The organism is Actinomadura meyerae (genome assembly GCF_900188445.1).
Taxonomy (GTDB): Bacteria; Actinomycetota; Actinomycetes; order Streptosporangiales; family Streptosporangiaceae; genus Spirillospora; species Spirillospora meyerae.
The window spans coordinates 186,672-202,960 of record NZ_FZOR01000003.1 but is presented as its reverse complement, the minus strand read 5'-3'; the positions used below and the strand labels follow the sequence as shown (position 1 = coordinate 202,960).

Below are 16,289 nucleotides of genomic sequence, written 5' to 3'. Positions count from 1 at the left end.
GCGGAATCGCGCCCGGGCCCGCGGCCCGCTCGTATCCTGCACGGGTGCGCGCCGAAGCCCTCGACCCCGTCCTGCTGCGGACGTTCGTCGCCGTCGCCGACCTCGGCTCCTTCACGGCCGCCGCGGCGGCGGAGGGCTACACCCAGTCGGCGGTGTCCCGCCAGGTCGCGGCGCTGGAGGACGTCTGCGGGGTGGAGCTGTTCGCGCGCGGCGCGCGGGGCGTCCGGCCGACCCCCGCGGGGGAGTACCTGCTGCCGCACGCGCGGGCGCTGCTCGACCGGCTCGCCGCCACCGCCCGCGCGCTCGACGGGCTGCGCCGCCTCGACACCGGGACGCTGCGCCTCGGCGCCTTCCCCACGGCCAACGCCGTGCTCGTGCCGCGCGCCCTCGCCCGGTTCCGGGCCCGCCACCCGGGCGTGCGGCCGGTGCTGCGGGAGGGGACGACCGAGCGGCTGCTGCCGATGCTGGACGCGGGCGACCTCGACATCGTGCTGGTCAGCACGCACAAGCACCCGTCGCTCGACGCCGAGCACCTCGTGCCGCTGCTGGACGACGCGCTGCTCGTCGCGCTGCCGAGCGGGCACCGGCTCGCCGCGCGCGACCGCGTCCCGCTGGACGAGCTGGCCGCCGAGCCGTGGATCGTCGCCGACGACCCCGAGGCGGTCGCGGCGCTGCGGGCGCGCTGCGAGGCGGCCGGGTTCGTGCCGGAGACCCCGCTCCGGGTCGCCGAGTGGATCTCCAAGCTGGGCCTGGTCGCGGAGGGGTTCGGGGTGACGCTCGTGCCCGCGCTGGCGGCCTCCGCCATGGGGCGGGACGGAGTGGTGCTGCGCGCCGTGGCGTCCGGCCGGGGGCCGCGCCGCACCGTCTACGCGGCGGTGGGGCGGCACGCGCGGCGGTCCCCGGCCGTCACCGCGTTCCTGGCGGACCTGCGGGACGTGGCCGGGGAGCTGGGCCCCTAGCGGCGGCCGCGGCGGCTCACGGGATCGCCGCTACGGGATCGCCGCTACGGGATCGCCGCTACGGGATCGCGGCGACGATCTCGATCTCGATCAGCGCGTCCGGGTGGAACAGGCGGGGCACCTCCACGGTCGTGCTGGTCGGCGGCGTGCCGGTGAAGTGCCGGTGGCGGACGGCCGCGTACTCGGCGCGCAGGTCCATGTCGGTGAGGTAGGTGCGGATGTTGACGACGTCGTCGAAGCCCGCGCCGTGCGCGGCGAGGATGCGGCCGAGCAGCGAGAAGATCACTTCGCACTGGCGGGTCATGTCGCCGGGGGCGTCCACCTTGCCGTCCTCGTCCATGGCGATCTGCCCCGACACGTACAGCATCGGCCCCTGCGTGACGTACGCGGTGTGGGAGTAGGCGGGGTTCGGCGGCGCGGGAACGGTGTCCGGGTTGCCGAGCGTGACGCGCATATGTGTGCTCCTTCGGAAGTGATCGGTGAGCCTGATGTGTTCGGTGAGCGAGGTCAGGTCGCGGCCGCCGAGACCGTCGTCGAGCGCGGCCCGCGTCCGCGCCTGGACGGCGGACAGGACGCCGCCCTGCGGGGCGCTGCCGAGGGCCAGGCCGAGGTCCTTGCCGGCGAGCGCGAGGGTGAAGCGGGGAGGGCCCTCGCCGTCCAGCAGGCGGCGCGCCTGCGGGCTGACGCGGGACAGGACGTCCAGGGCCAGGCCGGTGTCGACGCCGAGCCGGTCCGCGGTGGCGAGCGCCTCGCCCAGCGCGGCGAAGTTCGCGACGAGCACGCCGTTCACCACCAGCTTGAGCGCGGCGCCGGAACCGGGCGGCCCGGCGTGCCGGACGTGCCCGAGCGCCGCGAACGCGTCCGCGCAGCGAGCCAGGTCGGCCTCCGCGGCCCCCGCGAGGATCACCAGCTCGCCCGCCTCCGCCTGCGGGACGCTCCCGGAGACGGGCGCGTCCACGAAGCCGATCCCCGCGGGCAGCCGGTCCCGGACGCGGCGGACGGCGTCCGGCCCGATCGTCGACATGTCGGCGATCACCGCGCCCGGCGCCAGCGCGGGGACCGCTCCGCCGGGGCCGAGCAGGGCGGACTCCACCGCGTCCGCGTCGGTGAGCATCGTGATCACCAGATCGCGGCCGGCGGCGGCCTCGGCGGGGGTGGCCGCCACCGCGGCGCCCGCCCCCGCGAGCGGCGCCGCCCGGGCCGGCGTCCGGTTCCACACGGTCAGGTCGTGGCCGGCGGCGAGCAGCCGCGCGGCCATGGGAGCGCCCATGCGCCCCAGTCCGAGAAAGGCGATTCTTGTCATGGCGCGACCGACGCTAGGTGCCTTTAAGCCATGACACCAGCGAAGGGTTCGCACCGCAGCCATGCACCACACGCATGGCTGGCTCGGGTCAGCCGAAGGTGAAGAGGATCGGTACCAGGGCCAGCAGCAGCGCCAGGCCCGTCATGAGCGCGATGGAACCGGGGTCGGCCGCCCCGGCGCCCGCGGGCAGCCGGTGCGCCCGCAGCCGCAGCCCGGCCCGCGTGCGTCGCACCAGCAGCGCGGCGCCGCCGCAGACGACGGCCGCGGCGGCGGCCATCCCGGCGGCCGAGGGCGCGAGCCGCACGCACAGCAGGCCCGCGACGATGAGGGACAGGGTCGTGCGGGACCAGGCCAGCGCCGTCCGCTCCGGCTGCGCCCCCCGGTCCCAGAGCTTCACCGTGTGACCAGGAGCGCGACCAGCAGCGCGATCGCGGCGACCGCGATGCCGTAGGCCATGACCGGGGCGAGCGCGGGCGGCGGCAGCGTCTCGTCGCGGCGCAGGGCGCGCTCGGTGCGCAGCCAGCGGCGGAACGCGAACGCGGCGGTGAGCGCGCCGGTCCCGGCGAACGCGACGGCGAGGCCGTGCCGCAGCGCCGGCTCCAGGAAGTCGCCGGCGAGCGCGGCGCCGGCGCCGCCCGCGATCAGCGCCAGCGCCGTGCGGATCCAGGCCAGGAACGTGCGCTCGTTGGCGAGGGTGAATCTGGGGTCGGGGTCGTCGCCCTCGGCGAGCAGGCGGTCGGACCACCTGCCGCGGGGGGAGGACGAGTGCCGTGTCGCGGTCATCGCCATTCATATTAGGCGATGAAAGTGCTCATGCCATTTCCGGGATGGAAAATCAATTCCGACTGAAATTCTGGGAAATGCCTGGTGGGGTGGTGCTTCACCGGCCGCCGAAGCGCCGCGCCGAGGCGTCCTCCTGGGCCAGCCGGTGCAGGGCGGTGAGCACCTGCTCGTACAGGACGGTGGAGACGAGCAGCGAGTGGACCGTCCGGCCGCGCGGCGCGCCCTCGCCGACCCGGCCGATCTCGTGCTCGGCGACCTCGGTCGCGGCGTTCACGTAGGGGCGCAGGTCCTTGAGCGTGATGGGGAAGCCGAGGCGGCGCAGCGCCACGAACGTGTGCGCGAGCAGGTCGCGGGCGGGGGCGTCGGCGCCGACCGTCCAGCCGAGCTCGCGGACGAGGGCGTCCACGTCCTCGCGGGCGGCCCGCCAGTGCGGGTCGTGCGGCGCGGCCACCCGCGGGCCGATCGCGTGCCGGGTGGCGGCGAACAGGTCGTGCAGGCTCACCCGGTCGTCCTCGACGGCCGCGATGATCCGCTGGATCGCCGCGACCGGCAGGTCCCCGACCTCGCGCAGGGCGTTGATCAGCCGCAGCCGCTCCAGATGGCGGCCGTCGTACTCCGCGCGTGTCGCGCTGACGGTCGAGCCCTTGGGGAGCAGTCCCTCCCGGATGTAGAACTTGATCGTCTGGATCGTGAGACCGCTCCGATCGCTGAGCTCGGAGATCTGCACCGTCGCACCTCCCTCGCCGGAGGCCCACGGTAGCGAGGCCGGGGGAGCCGGCACCGGTACTGGCCGATGTCCGTCCGGGTCGTTCCGTTTCCGGACCGGCGTCAGGATGCGGTGCGGCGCATCCCCTCCGAGATCTTCTCGGCGGCGGCGGCCACCGGGCCCGCGTGCAACCTGCCCGGAGAGCGGGTCAGGCGCTCCAGCGGCCCGGACACCGACACGGCCGCGATGACCCGGCCGCCCGCGCCCCGGATCGGGGCGGACACCGACCCCACGCCCTGCTCGCGCTCCCCGACGCTCTGCGCCCACCCGCGGCGCCGGACCGACGCCAGCGTCGTCGCCTCGAACTTGGCGTTGCGCAGCCCCCGGTGCAGCCGGTCCGGCTCCTCCCAGGCCAGCAGGATCTGCGCGGCCGACCCCGCCGTCATCGGCAGCGCCGCGCCGACCGGGATGGTGTCGCGCAGGCCGCTGGTCCGCTCGGCGGCGGCCACGCACACCCGGACGTCCCCCTGGCGGCGGAACAGCGAGGCGCTCTCGCCGGTGAGGTCGCGCAACTGGGCCAGGACGGGCTGGGCGATGGCGAGCAGCCGGTCCTCGCCGGCCGCGACGGCCAGCTCGGCGAGCCGCGGCCCGAGGATGAAGCGCCCCTGCGTGTCGCGGTGCACGAGGCGGTGGTGCTCCAGCGCGACGGCCAGCCGGTGCGCGGTCGGGCGGGCCAGCCCGGTCGTCTGCACGAGGTGCGCGAGGGAGGCCGGACCGGCCTCCAGCGCGTTCAGTACGAGCACCGCTTTGTCAAGTACGCCGACTCCGCTAGAGTTGTCCATGTCTTGATATTGACGTCTCGTAATGTGAGATCGCAAGTCAGGGTGACCGAGACCACGGTGCACCGGCCGGACGGCGGCGGGCACCGACGACCGTGACAGGTGAGGTGGGAGTGATGGGCCGAACACTGGCCGAGAAGGTCTACGACGCGCACGTCGTGCGGCGCGCCGAGGGCGAGCCCGACCTCCTCTACATCGACCTGCACCTCGTCCACGAGGTGACCAGCCCGCAGGCGTTCGACGGGCTGCGGATGGCCGGCCGCAAGGTCCGCCGCCCCGACCTGACCATCGCCACCGAGGACCATAACGTCCCGACCACGGACCTGCTCAAGCCCATCGCCGACCCCGTGTCGCGCACCCAGGTCGAGACGCTGCGCAAGAACTGCTCCGACTTCGGCGTCCGGCTGCACCCCATGGGCGACGACGGGCAGGGCATCGTCCACGTCATGGGCCCGCAGCTCGGCCTCACCCAGCCCGGCATGACCGTCGTCTGCGGCGACTCCCACACCTCCACGCACGGCGCGTTCGGCGCGCTCGCGTTCGGCATCGGCACCAGCGAGGTCGAGCACGTCCTCGCCACCCAGACGCTGCCGCAGGTGCAGCCGAAGACGATGGCCGTCACCGTCGAGGGCGCGCTCCCCGAGGGCGTCACCGCCAAGGACCTCATCCTCGCGATCATCGCGGAGATCGGCACCGGCGGCGGCCAGGGCCACATCATCGAGTACCGCGGCGAGGCGATCCGCTCGCTGTCGATGGAAGGCCGCATGACGGTCTGCAACATGTCCATCGAGGCCGGTGCGCGCGCCGGGATGATCGCCCCGGACGAGACCACCTTCGAGTACCTCAAGGGCCGCCCCCACGCCCCGCAGGGCGACGACTGGGACCGCGCCGTCGAGTACTGGACGTCCCTGCGCACCGACGACGACGCGGTCTTCGACAAGGAGGTCGTCATCGACGCGGCCTCGCTGACCCCGTTCGTCACCTGGGGCACCAACCCCGGCCAGGGCCTGCCGCTCGGCGGGTCCGTCCCCGACCCCGCGTCCTACACCGACCCCGTCCAGCGCCAGGCCGCCGAGCGCGCCCTCGACTACATGGGCCTCACCGCGGGGACGCCGCTGCGCGAGATCGAGGTCGACACCGTCTTCGTCGGCTCCTGCACCAACGGCCGCATCGAGGACCTGCGCGCCGTCGCCGGCGTGCTCGCGGGCCGCAAGGTCGCCGACGGCGTCCGGATGCTCGTCGTCCCCGGCTCCATGAAGGTCAAGAAGCAGGCCGAGGAGGAGGGCCTCGACGCCGTCATCGCCGCCTCCGGCGCCGAATGGCGCGAGGCCGGCTGCTCCATGTGCCTCGCGATGAACCCCGACAAGCTCACGCCCGGCGAGCGCAGCGCCTCCACGTCCAACCGCAACTTCGAGGGACGCCAGGGCCCCGGCGGCCGCACCCACCTGGTGTCGCCCGCCGTCGCCGCCGCGACCGCCGTCACCGGCCGCCTGACCGCCCCCCAAGACCTCGGCGCAGCCGCCGGGGGGTCTGGGGGGTCGTCCCCCCAGAGTGAATCCGACCTCTAAGGAAGCACGATGGAAGCGTTCACCACCTACACCGGGCGCGCGGTCCCGCTGCGCCGCAGCAACGTCGACACCGACCAGATCATCCCGGCCGTCTGGCTCAAGCAGGTCAGCCGCACCGGCTTCGACAAGGGCCTGTTCTCCGGCTGGCGCGAAGACCCCGAGTTCGTCCTGAACCAGCCCCAGTACGACGGCGCCGGCATCCTCGTCGCCGGCCCCGACTTCGGCACCGGCTCGTCCCGCGAGCACGCCGTCTGGGCCCTCCAGCAGTACGGCTTCCGCGTCATCATCGCGCCCCGCTTCGGCGACATCTTCCGCAACAACTCCACCAAGATGGGCCTGCTGCCGGTCATCCTCACCGGCGAGCAGGTCGAAGACCTCCAGACCCGGATCGAGAAGGACCCCACCCTGGAGATCACCGTCGACCTGGACAAGCGCGAAGTGCGCTACGCCGGCGAGACCGCCTCCTTCGACATCGACAACTACACCCGCTGGCGCCTCATGGAGGGCCTGGACGACATCGGCCTCACCCTCCGCCACGCCGACGCCATCGGCGAGTACGAGAAGTCGCGCAGGGACTGGCTCCCGGTGACTGTGTAGCCCAGGGGGCTGTGTTGGCCCAGGGGGGCGACCCCCTGGAACCCCCGTCACGAGCCGGTCGATCCTCACGCCACGGTGCGGGTCGCTGTGACCGTGCAGGTTCTCGTCGTGTCGCTGCGGTCGCCCGGCTCGGCGGGTCGGGCGACCTCCGGGCGCTGGGGCGCCCTCCGGCCGCCCGACCCGTGCTGTGTTGGCCCAGGGGGGCGACCCCCTGGAACCCCCGTTGCGAGCCGGTCGATCCTCACGCCGTGTTGGCCCAGGGGGGCGACCCCCTGGAACCCCCGTCACGAGCCGGTCGATCCTCACGCCACGGTTTCGGTTTCTGTGACCGTGCGGGTTGGTGGCGTGTCGCTGCGGTCGACCGGCTCGGCGGGTATGGCCGCTGCGCTCGCTAGCGCTCGCTCCGCGGCCATACCCGTGGCCGGGGGCTGGGGTTGTTGGTCTGGGGGGCGTTCGGTGGTCGGGGTGAGAGGCGCTTATCACGCTCGTGGGGGCCCTGGCGTGTCGGGGAGTGGGGGGACCGGGGACAATTTCCTTGTGCCCAGGCTCGCCGACCGTTTGGGGGAGTGGAAATTGGCTGCGGTCCCGTGGAGTGGACCCGCGTGGGAAGATCCTGCGTTGACCCAGCTCGCGCGGCAGTTGCGTGATGCACATCGGGCGGTCGCGCCGCTTCCGGCGGAGACGCGGCAGCGGCTCATCCGGCACCTGCTGGCGATCACCGATCTGGCCAAGCGGGACGCCGGGCTGGCCGCCCGCAGGCTGGACGCGTTCCTCGCCGATTTCCAGGACGGGGCCGACGTCGGTTAGCGTGCGCAGTGGCCGGATCCGGTCCGGTCACCCGGCGAGACGGGGGCGAGGCCGACAAAAACGCCAGCGACACGCCAACTCTTGCGTGCAGGTGATTGTGTCCATGCTGAGGGTCCCTTAGTTTCGTTCGGGCAAGGGGGGAACTAGAGGAGTAACCCATGAACAAGCGTGAGCTGGTCGACGCCATCTCTGACCGGCTGGGCAGCAAGAAGGCCGCAGCCGAGGCCGTCGACGCCATCCTGGAGGCGATCCAGAACGCCGTCGCCAAGGGTGACAAGGTCGCCATCACCGGGTTCGGTTCGTTCGAGAAGGCCGACCGGCCTGCCCGTACGGCCCGCAACCCCGCAACGGGCAAGACCATCGAGGTTCCCGCGACGTCCGTGCCGAAGTTCAAGGCCGGCGCCGACTTCAAGAACCTGGTGGCCGGCAAGAAGTAGCCTCACCGCGTCAGCGCCCGGGATCGTTCCGACGGTCCCGGGCGCTGACGCGTTCAGGTCGGCAGCGGGAACGTCGACAGCGTCACGACGCTGACGCGGCCGTCCTCCAGCGCGAGGTTGACCCGCTGGCCGAAGCGCAGCAGCCGCAACCCGCCCGCCGCGAACGCTTCCGCGTCGAACGGCAGCTCCGTGCCGTCGTCGAGGAGGACGCTCCCCGACCGGGTCTGCTTGTCGAATGCCTTCACCGTCCCCTGCATGAGCGGAACTCTAGGCCACCGACGGCAGCAGGGCCGCGATCTCGGCGGTGCGGGGACCGGTGCCGAGCGCGAGGGCCGCGCGCAGGTCGTCCGGCGTGTCGACGTCGCGGCGGACGCTGTCGGTGCCGGGCAGGACGATCTCCACGGCGCCGCGGGCGCGGTGCGCCGCGCGGGACCCGCCGCCGAACGCCGGGGCGAACGGGACGCCCGGCCGGGCCGTGTACAGGGTCGTGCCGACGCCCGCCGCGTCCGGGACGAACGCCTCCGGCGCGGCCGCGGCCGCGTCGAGGACGCGGGCGAGTTCATCGGGCCGCAGCGCGGGAAGGTCCGCCGACAGGGCGCCGACGCCCGCGTCCGGGGCCAGCTCCCGGCCCCGGTCCGCGCCGTGGACCAGCGCCGGGTTCAGGCCGGCGTCCGGCACGTCGGGCACCACGCGGGCGCCGAGGGCGGCGAGCTCCGCCGCCGGAAGGGGATCGTCGGTGACAACGATCACGTCGCGGACCCGGTCGCAGCGCAGCGCCGCCGCGACCGTGTCGGCCGCCACCGCGAGCGCGAGGGCCTCCCGGTGCGGGCCCGCGGCCGCGGACATGCGGGTCTTCGCCCTGGCGAGCACCTTGACGGGGACGACGAGCGACCAGGGGAGGCGGGGTGCGTTCCGAGCGGCGCGGTCGCGTGCTGTTGTAGACATGGCAACTCGACACTATGCGCACGCAACCGCGACACTTGATGACACCCCACGTTCATCCGGGGGATGAACCGATGAGGGGAAGGAATGAGGAGGGGACGGGCATGAGCCACGGGTACTCGCCGGGCTGGCGGAAGCTCACCATCGTCATCCTGCGCCCGCTGCTTTTCGGGCTCCTGAAGCGGGACTGGCGCGGCCGGGGGAACGTGCCCAGGGAGGGCGGCGTCATCATCGCCGCCAACCACATCTCCGAGGCCGACCCCCTGGCGCTCGCCCACTTCGTCTACGAGTCGGGGCGGTACCCGGTGTACCTGGCCAAGTCCACCCTGTTCGACGTGAAGTTCATCAGGACCGTGCTGCGCGGCACCGGGCAGATCCCCGTGTACCGCGACCGCGCCGACGCCGCGCTCGCCCTGAAGGACGCGGAGAGGGCGCTGGTGGCCGGCGAGTGCCTGATGTTCTACCCCGAGGGCAGCTGCACCCGCGACCCGGACCTGTGGCCGATGACCGGCCAGACGGGCGTCGCCCGCATGGCGCTGACGACGGGCGCGAAGGTCGTCCCCGTCGCGAGCTGGGGGGCGCACGAGCTGATGCCGTACAAGAAGGGCGAGCAGAAGGGCCTCGCGGGCAGCCTGAAGAAAGGCTTCCACCCGCTGCCCCGCAAGACGATGAAGGTGATGGCCGGGCCGCCGGTCGACCTGTCGGAGTACGAGGGGCTGCCGCTCACCAAGGAGACGCTCCGCGCCGCCACCGACGACATCATGACGGCGATCACCGGGCTCCTCGGCGAGCTGCGCGGTGAGGAACCGCCGAAGGAGCGCTACGACCACCACCTGGTGCTGGAGGAGCGGCGCCGGGCGGCGGTGCCCGCGCCCGCGGAGCCGGCCGAGCCGGGCGGCCGCACGCCCGCCGTCCGCGCGACAGCCGACCGGGAGGTGGACGGCTCGTGACCTTCCGTACCGCGGTGATGGGCGCCGGCTCCTGGGGGACGACGTTCACCAAGCTGCTGCACGACGCGGGCGGCGACGTCGTCCTGTGGGGCCGCCGCCCCGAAGTGGTCGAGGCGGTCAACGAGCGGCACGAGAACCCCGACTACCTGCCCGGCGTCACCCTGCCGGAGGGCGTCCGCGCCACCCTCGACCCGGCGGAGGCGCTGAAGGGCGCCGACTTCGTCGCGCTCGCCGTCCCCGCGCAGACGCTGCGCGCCAACCTCGGCGCGTGGGTGCCGCACCTGCCGCCGGACGCGGTGCTCGTCAGCCTGATGAAGGGCGTCGAGATGGGCACCGCCCGGCGGATGTCGGAGGTGATCCGCGAGGTCGCCGACGTCCCGGAGGAGCGGGTCGGGGTGTTCTGCGGCCCGAACCTGGCCCGCGAGATCGCGAGCGGCGAGCCGGGCGCGGCCGTCGCCGCCTGCGTGGACGAGGCCGTCGCGCGGCGGCTGCAGGCCGCGACGATGACCCCGTACTTCCGCGTCTACACCTCCACCGACGTGGTCGGCTGCGAGCTCGGCGGCGCGGTGAAGAACATCGTCGCGCTGTGCGTCGGCATGTCGGTCGGGCTCGGCTTCGGCGCCAGCACGCAGGCGCTGCTGATCACCCGCGGGCTCGCCGAGATCGCCCGGCTGGGCGCCGCGCTCGGCGCCGACGAGCACACCTTCGCCGGGCTCGCCGGCATGGGCGACCTCGTCGGGACGTGCATCTCGCCGCTGTCGCGGAACCGCACGTTCGGCGAGAACCTCGGCCGCGGCATGACCCTGGAGGAGGTCATCGCCGTCACCAAGCAGACCGCCGAGGGCGTGAAGTCGTCGGAGGCGGTGCTGGAGCTGGCCCGCAAGCACAACGTGGAGATGCCGATCACCGAGGCGGTCACCGCCGTGCTGCACCACGGCATGCCGATCAAGGAGGCGGCGGTCTCGCTGATCTCGCGGTCGCCGAAGCCCGAGCGGTACGGGGTGTGACGTGCCGCCGCGCGCCCGCCGCCCGTGGCCGAGCCCGACTGATCACCGGTAGGGTCGGACCTCATGTCCCAGGTTTCTAGGATCCGCGTGGCCGTGGTCTTCGGCGGACGCAGCTCCGAGCACGCGATCTCCTGCGTCACCGCGGGCGCCGTCATGGCCGCCATCGACCGGGACCGGTACGAGGTGGTGCCGATCGGCATCGCCCGCGACGGCCGCTGGGTGCTGCCGCCCGCCGACCTGCCGCTCGCGATCGAGGGCGGCCGGCTGCCCGAGGTGACCGGCGCCGGCAGCGCCCTCGCGCTGCCGTTCGACCCCGACAGCCGCGGGCTGATGGTGGTCCGGCCCGGCGAGGTCCCCGAAACGCTCGCCGAGGTCGACGTCGTCCTGCCCCTGCTGCACGGCCCGTACGGCGAGGACGGCACGATCCAGGGGCTGCTCGACCTGGCGGGCGTCCGCTACGTCGGCGCCGGGGTGCTGGCCAGCGCCGTCGGCATGGACAAGGGGTACATGAAGCTCGTGTGGCAGGCGCGCGGCCTGCCCGTCGGCCCGTACGTGCTGGTCGGCGACCGGGAGTGGCGGCGCGAGCGCAAGCGCAAGATCGACGAGATCAAGGAGCTGGGCCTGGCCGCCGGTGCCCCGGTGTTCGTCAAGCCGGCCCGCGCCGGGTCGAGCATGGGCATCACCCGGGTCACCGACGAGGCCGCCCTGGAGGCGGCGGTCGACGCGGCCCGCGAGCACGACCCGAAGGTGGTCGTGGAGGCCGCGATCGAGGGCCGCGAGGTCGAGTGCGGCGTCCTGCAGGGCCTGGACGACGGCCCGCCCGAGGCCAGCCTGCCCGCCGAGGTGCTGATGGCGGGCGAGCGCGACTTCTACGACTTCGAGACCAAGTACCTCGACGGCTCCACCTCGATGTCGATCCCGCCGGACCTGCCGCCCGCCGCGATCGAGGAGGTCCGCCGCATCGCGGTGCAAGCGTTCGAGGCGCTCGACTGCGAGGGCCTCGCCCGCGTCGACTTCTTCCACACGCCGGACGGCCGGTGGATCCTCAACGAGATCAACACGATGCCGGGCTTCACCCCGGCGTCGGCGTTCCCGCAGATGTGGGCGGCCACCGGGCTGGACTACCCGGCGCTGGTCGACCGGCTGATCCAGACGGCGCTGAAGCGCTCGACCGGCCTTCGCTAGCCGGCGGTACGGGAGCCCGCCCTTCCCGAGTTCGCGGTGATGCCCGGCTAACGCGGCCGTCGGGCCGCTGAAACCGTCCGGTAACAGGGGCCCGGCAGGATCGAGCCATCGTCCGCCGACCGGAAGGATCGCTCCCGATGACGTCACCCGCCGTGTTCGACCTTGACGACGAGGCGACGAGGCAGGTCCGCGGCCACGACCACTGGCACCCCGACATCCCCGCCGTCGCGGAGGTCATCACCGGCGGGTCCGTCCGGCTGGAATGCCCCGGCCGCGAGATCGGCGCCGGGGTCCTGCTGTGCGGCCCGCTCGTCGTCGTCGGCGCGGAACCGGGCGACGTCGTCGTGGTGGACGTGCTCGGCGTCGGGCGTTCCGGCGGTCTGCGCGACGCCGGCGGTCATCCCGGGATCATCGGCTGCGCGCCGTCCGCTCCCGTGGCGGTGCCCGGCGACGCGCGGGACCGGGACGTGGGCGGCTGCCGCATCGCGCGGCTCACCGCGGGTGCGCGCGTGCTGCTGCCGGTGCGGGTGCCCGGCGCCAAGCTGTCCGCCGGCGACCTGCACTTCCCCGAGCGCGGCAGCATCGGCTGCGACGGGGCCGGGCGGGCGGGCTGGATCGACCTGCGCGTCCACCTCACCCGGCGGGGCACCGAGCGCTTCGGGGTGACCGGGCCGATGCTGATGCCGAGCCCCTGCTAGCCGTCCCTCCTCTTCCGCTTCTCGTGCTTGGCGATCAGGGTGTCGATCTGGATGCTCAGCCGGGACCCGAGCGGCCAGCCGACGTAGTGGGTCAGGAAGATGCCGATCTCGCGCAGCTCGTCCGGCGACAGCTCCCCGTTCGCCAGCGCCGCCGGGATCTGGATGTCCAGGACGTCGTTGAGGCCCTGACCGGCCAGCACGCCGATGAGCAGCAGCCGCCGGTCGCGCATGCCGAGGCCCGGACGCGTCCAGATGTCGCCGAAGAGGTGGTCGACGGTGATGCCGAAGAACTCGCCGGGCGCGTCCTCGATGTCCCAGCCGTAGACCTGCCGCATCATCTCCAGCCCGCGCCCCCGGCGCTCGTTCCCGGTGGAAGGACCCTCAGGTTCGCTTTCCTCACTCATGGTCTCCTCCCTTCGGCAGGCCCAGCCCGGGGGCGAAGCGGTCGCGGGCGATGCGGGCGAGCGGGACGTCGACGCCCAGCTCGTCGGCCAGCTCCAGGGCCAGCGACAGGTCCTTCTCGCCGAGGTCCCGGGTGTGGCACAGGATGTCGTACAGGTCGTCGCCCGGCTCCAGCGGCGCGGTCGTCGGCCGCAGCATGATCGACCCGGCGCCGCCGGTGATCGCGTCGGTGTGCCGGACGATCCGCCCGAGCTTGCGCAGCGACACCCCGGACGCCTCCGCGAGCCGCTGCGCCTCGGCGGCGGCGGTGAACGAGATGAAGTGCAGCATGTTGCGGGCCAGCTTCGCGCGGGTGCCCGCGCCGACCGGGCCCATGTGCAGGACGAGGTCCGCCCAGGCGCCGAACGGCTCCCGGCACCGCTCGAACGCCTCGTCCGTCCCGCCGACCATCACCGCGAGGCTGCCCGCGCTCGCGCCCATGAACCCGCCGCTGACCGGCGCGTCCACGACCTCGATCGAGTACCGCCGGGCGCGCTCGGCGAGGTCCTCGGCCGTCTTCGCGCGGATCGTCGAGTGGATCGCCAGGACCGTGCCCGGCCGGGCGCTCGCGAGCACCTCGCCGGCGACCTCGTTCACCTGGTCGTCGTCCCGGACCATGACCGAGACGAGGTCGGCGTGCGCGGCGGCCTCGGCGACGCTCCTCGCGGCCCGCGCGCCCGCCTTCACCAGCGGCGCCGCCGCCTCCGGGCGCGCGTCGTAGACGACCAGGCCCGCGCCGGTCAGATGCCCGGCCATGGGCGCGCCCATCTGGCCGAGCCCGATGAACGCGACCGCCGTGGGGGCTGCGTGCGGGGGGTTTGTTCTCGGCGGTTCCGGGTTCGCGTCGCTCATGCCCGGAACACCTCGCCGCCGTCGACGTTGACGATCTGGCCCGTGATCCAGGCCGCGTCGTCGGACAGCAGGAACAGGCACGCGCCGACGAGGTCCGCGGGGGAGCCCATCCGCTTGAGCGCCATCTTGTCCCGGACGATCTTCTGCGACATGTTGCCCGGCACGACCGCCCGGTTGGCCTCGGTGTCGATCGGCCCGGGGGCGATCGCGTTGACGCGGATGTTCATGCTGCCCAGCTCGTGCGCGAGCTGCTGCGTGAGGCCGTTGACGCCGACCTTCGCCAGCCCGTAGAAGCCGGAGTACTGCCACGCGGCCGTGGACGACTGGTTCACGATGGAGCCGCCGCCGCGTTCCTGCATGTGGGGGTAGCAGGCGCGCGCGCAGAGCAGTGCACCGTCCATGTTCACGGACATGAACTTCTTGTAGTAGTCCCAGTCGACGGTGAAGAGGAAGTCGAGCTTCATCGTCCCGAAGATGGCGGCGTTGTTGACGAGGTGGTCGATCCCGCCGAACCGCTCCTTCGCCGCCGCCGCCATGGCCTCCACCGACGCGGGGTCGGACACGTCCGTCCGGACGAACAGGCCCTTGATGTCGTCGGCCACGCCCTGGCCGCGCTCGTCCACGTCGGCGACGACCACGTGCGCGCCCTCCGCCGCCAGCGCGCGGGCGTACGCCTCGCCGATGCCCTGCGCGGCCCCGGTGACGACCGCGACCTTTCCCTCGAACCTCACAAGCCCTCCGCGATCGCCTTGGTCTCCAGGTACTCCTCGAACCCGGCCACGCCCATCTCGCGGCCGATGCCCGACTGCTTGTAGCCGCCGAACGGGACGTCCGCGCCGTACCAGACGCCGCCGTTCACGCTGACCGTCCCGGTGCGCAGCCGCCGCGCGACCGAGCGCGCCCGCTCCACGTCACCGCCGTGCACCGCGCCCGACAGCCCGTAGGGCGAGTCGTTCGCGATCCGCACCGCGTCGTCGTCGCCGTCGTGCGGCAGCAGGACGAGCACCGGGCCGAAGATCTCCTCCCGCGCGGCGCGGGCCTCGTTCGACAGGCCGGTGATCAGCGTCGGCTCGATCCAGAAGCCCTTGTCGCGGTCGGCCGGACGCCCGCCGCCGCACGCGAACGAGCCGCCCTCCTTCACGGCCAGCTCCAGGTAGCCCTCCACGCGTTCGCGCTGCCTGGCGGAGATGACCGGGCCGCAGATCGTCCGGTCGTCGGCCGGGTCGCCGGCGCCGAGCTTCGCCAGCGTCCCCGCGGTGATCTCGGCGGCCTCCGCGTAACGCTCGCGCGGGACGAGGATCCGGGTGGTGATCGCGCAGCCCTGCCCGGCGTGCGCGACGCCGGAGAACGCCGCGTACGAGCACGCCGCCCGCAGGTCGGCGTCGTCCAGCACGATGAACGCCGACTTGCCGCCGAGCTCCAGGAAGACGCGCTTGAGCGTGCCGGCCGCGCTCGCCATCACCTCGCGTCCCGTCGCGGTGGACCCGGTGAACGACACGAGGTCGACGCGCGGGTCGCGGGTCAGCTGGGCGCCGAGCCCGTGGTCGGACGACGTCACCACGTTGACCACGCCCGCCGGTATGTCGGTCTCCTCCGCGATGACCTCGCCGAGCACGGCCGCGCACCATGGGGTGTCGGGCGCGGGCTTCAGCACGACGGTGTTCCCCGCCGCGAGGGCCGGGCCCAGCTTGGCCAGGTTGATCTGGTGCGGGAAGTTCCACGGGGTGATGGCGCCGACGACGCCCACCGCCTCGCGGCGCACCCGCCGGTGGCTGGGCATCCCCATCGGCTCCGCCCGGCCCAGGTCGCTCTCCCACGCGTAGGACTCGACGAGGTCGGCGAACCAGCCGAGGTCGCCGACGGGCGCGTCGAGCTGCGCTCCGAACGTCAGGAAGCGGGGCGCGCCCACCTCCCGGATCGTCATCTCGCGCAGCTCCTCGGCGCGGCGCCGCAGGCCGTCGCGGAGCTGGCGCAGGCAGCGCGCCCGGAACGCGTGGTCGGCCGCCCAGCCGGTCTCGTCGAACGCGCGGCGGGCGGCGCCGATCGCGCGGTCCATGTCGGCGGCGGTGGCGTCGGCGGCGGTGCCGAGCACCTCCTCGGTCGCGGGGTTGATCGTCTCGAAGGAGCCGCCCGTCCCGGGGACGAGCCGCCCGTCCAGCAGAAGCAAGCGATCGGTTGTTCTGGACACTTGTCCAGACTACAGTTCAGCCCCGCC

Annotated in this window: 20 protein-coding genes; 9 read left to right on the top strand and 11 right to left on the bottom strand. The window is 73.5% G+C overall.

Annotated elements, in window-relative coordinates; translation table 11 throughout:
- Positions 1 to 44: 44 nt before the first annotated feature.
- Positions 45 to 959, top strand: a complete 915-nt coding sequence (locus CHF16_RS05610) for a LysR family transcriptional regulator (protein WP_245868236.1) — start codon at positions 45 to 47, stop codon at positions 957 to 959.
- Between the two features lie 58 nt (positions 960 to 1,017).
- Here the strand turns inward: CHF16_RS05610 and CHF16_RS05605 are convergent, their stop codons facing one another.
- From CHF16_RS05605 to CHF16_RS05590, 5 genes are all read right to left on the bottom strand, one after another.
- Positions 1,018 to 2,262, bottom strand: coding sequence for an NAD(P)-binding domain-containing protein (locus CHF16_RS05605; protein ID WP_089324806.1), 1,245 nt, complete (start codon positions 2,260 to 2,262; stop codon positions 1,018 to 1,020).
- A gap of 88 nt (positions 2,263 to 2,350) precedes the next feature.
- Positions 2,351 to 2,659: a DUF202 domain-containing protein gene (locus CHF16_RS40120; protein ID WP_179271402.1), complete on the bottom strand. Its 309-nt coding sequence runs from the start codon at positions 2,657 to 2,659 to the stop codon at positions 2,351 to 2,353.
- On the bottom strand, positions 2,656 to 3,045 hold the full coding sequence (locus tag CHF16_RS40115; RefSeq protein ID WP_179271401.1) for a YidH family protein: 390 nt from the start codon (positions 3,043 to 3,045) through the stop codon (positions 2,656 to 2,658). The genes CHF16_RS40120 and CHF16_RS40115 overlap by 4 nt, the downstream gene beginning before the upstream one ends.
- A 97-nt stretch (positions 3,046 to 3,142) precedes the next feature.
- The gene (locus CHF16_RS05595) at positions 3,143 to 3,772 is read right to left on the bottom strand and encodes a MerR family transcriptional regulator (RefSeq protein WP_089324805.1); all 630 of its coding nucleotides are present in this window, start codon (positions 3,770 to 3,772) and stop codon (positions 3,143 to 3,145) included.
- A 101-nt stretch (positions 3,773 to 3,873) separates the two neighbouring features.
- Positions 3,874 to 4,593: an IclR family transcriptional regulator gene (locus CHF16_RS05590; RefSeq protein WP_089324804.1), complete on the bottom strand. Its 720-nt coding sequence runs from the start codon at positions 4,591 to 4,593 to the stop codon at positions 3,874 to 3,876.
- 113 nt (positions 4,594 to 4,706) lie between these two features.
- Between CHF16_RS05590 and leuC the strand changes: the two genes are divergently transcribed.
- The 4 genes from leuC (at position 4,707) to CHF16_RS05570 (ending at position 7,999) form a co-directional block, all read left to right on the top strand.
- Entirely contained in the window at positions 4,707 to 6,158 is a 1,452-nt protein-coding gene (gene leuC, locus CHF16_RS05585; protein ID WP_089324803.1) for a 3-isopropylmalate dehydratase large subunit, read from the top strand.
- Positions 6,159 to 6,167: 9 nt separating this feature from the next.
- Positions 6,168 to 6,755 carry a 3-isopropylmalate dehydratase small subunit gene (gene leuD / locus CHF16_RS05580; RefSeq protein ID WP_089324802.1) on the top strand — a complete coding sequence of 196 codons (588 nt, stop codon included), beginning with the start codon at positions 6,168 to 6,170 and terminating at the stop codon, positions 6,753 to 6,755.
- A 573-nt stretch (positions 6,756 to 7,328) separates the two neighbouring features.
- Positions 7,329 to 7,562 (top strand): SCO5555 family protein, encoded by a 234-nt coding sequence (locus CHF16_RS05575; RefSeq protein WP_089324910.1) that lies wholly within the window; start codon positions 7,329 to 7,331, stop codon positions 7,560 to 7,562.
- Between the two features lie 158 nt (positions 7,563 to 7,720).
- A complete protein-coding gene (locus tag CHF16_RS05570) occupies positions 7,721 to 7,999 on the top strand; it encodes an HU family DNA-binding protein (protein ID WP_021598708.1) in 279 nt (92 codons plus the stop codon).
- A gap of 53 nt (positions 8,000 to 8,052) precedes the next feature.
- On the opposite strand, the gene CHF16_RS05565 is transcribed toward CHF16_RS05570, so the two are convergent.
- Complete coding sequence (locus CHF16_RS05565) at positions 8,053 to 8,256, bottom strand: cold-shock protein (RefSeq protein ID WP_089324801.1); 204 nt, start codon at positions 8,254 to 8,256, stop codon at positions 8,053 to 8,055.
- A 10-nt stretch (positions 8,257 to 8,266) separates the two neighbouring features.
- Positions 8,267 to 8,944 (bottom strand): 2-phospho-L-lactate guanylyltransferase, encoded by a 678-nt coding sequence (gene cofC, locus CHF16_RS05560; protein ID WP_089324800.1) that lies wholly within the window; start codon positions 8,942 to 8,944, stop codon positions 8,267 to 8,269.
- A 101-nt stretch (positions 8,945 to 9,045) separates the two neighbouring features.
- Here cofC and CHF16_RS05555 point away from each other — a divergent pair, with 101 nt between their 5' ends.
- From CHF16_RS05555 to CHF16_RS05540, 4 genes are all read left to right on the top strand, one after another.
- Positions 9,046 to 9,891: a lysophospholipid acyltransferase family protein gene (locus tag CHF16_RS05555; protein WP_089324799.1), complete on the top strand. Its 846-nt coding sequence runs from the start codon at positions 9,046 to 9,048 to the stop codon at positions 9,889 to 9,891.
- A gap of 17 nt (positions 9,892 to 9,908) precedes the next feature.
- Positions 9,909 to 10,898: an NAD(P)H-dependent glycerol-3-phosphate dehydrogenase gene (locus CHF16_RS05550; RefSeq protein WP_089324909.1), complete on the top strand. Its 990-nt coding sequence runs from the start codon at positions 9,909 to 9,911 to the stop codon at positions 10,896 to 10,898.
- Between the two features lie 63 nt (positions 10,899 to 10,961).
- Positions 10,962 to 12,083 (top strand): D-alanine--D-alanine ligase family protein, encoded by a 1,122-nt coding sequence (locus CHF16_RS05545; RefSeq protein WP_089324798.1) that lies wholly within the window; start codon positions 10,962 to 10,964, stop codon positions 12,081 to 12,083.
- Positions 12,084 to 12,220: 137 nt separating this feature from the next.
- Positions 12,221 to 12,781 carry an acetamidase/formamidase family protein gene (locus CHF16_RS05540; RefSeq protein WP_089324797.1) on the top strand — a complete coding sequence of 187 codons (561 nt, stop codon included), beginning with the start codon at positions 12,221 to 12,223 and terminating at the stop codon, positions 12,779 to 12,781.
- On the opposite strand, the gene CHF16_RS05535 is transcribed toward CHF16_RS05540, so the two are convergent.
- The 4 genes from CHF16_RS05535 to CHF16_RS05520 are packed head-to-tail and all read right to left on the bottom strand — an operon-like array spanning position 12,778 to position 16,262.
- Positions 12,778 to 13,185 carry a carboxymuconolactone decarboxylase family protein gene (locus tag CHF16_RS05535; protein ID WP_089324796.1) on the bottom strand — a complete coding sequence of 136 codons (408 nt, stop codon included), beginning with the start codon at positions 13,183 to 13,185 and terminating at the stop codon, positions 12,778 to 12,780. The two genes, CHF16_RS05540 and CHF16_RS05535, sit on opposite strands and share 4 nt — an antisense overlap.
- On the bottom strand, positions 13,178 to 14,074 hold the full coding sequence (locus CHF16_RS05530; RefSeq protein ID WP_089324795.1) for an NAD(P)-dependent oxidoreductase: 897 nt from the start codon (positions 14,072 to 14,074) through the stop codon (positions 13,178 to 13,180). The genes CHF16_RS05535 and CHF16_RS05530 overlap by 8 nt, the downstream gene beginning before the upstream one ends.
- Positions 14,071 to 14,805 carry an SDR family oxidoreductase gene (locus tag CHF16_RS05525; protein WP_089324794.1) on the bottom strand — a complete coding sequence of 245 codons (735 nt, stop codon included), beginning with the start codon at positions 14,803 to 14,805 and terminating at the stop codon, positions 14,071 to 14,073. The genes CHF16_RS05530 and CHF16_RS05525 overlap by 4 nt, the downstream gene beginning before the upstream one ends.
- Complete coding sequence (locus CHF16_RS05520; protein ID WP_089324793.1) at positions 14,802 to 16,262, bottom strand: aldehyde dehydrogenase; 1,461 nt, start codon at positions 16,260 to 16,262, stop codon at positions 14,802 to 14,804. Before CHF16_RS05520 ends, CHF16_RS05525 begins: the two co-directional genes overlap by 4 nt.
- Positions 16,263 to 16,289 lie beyond the last annotated feature (27 nt).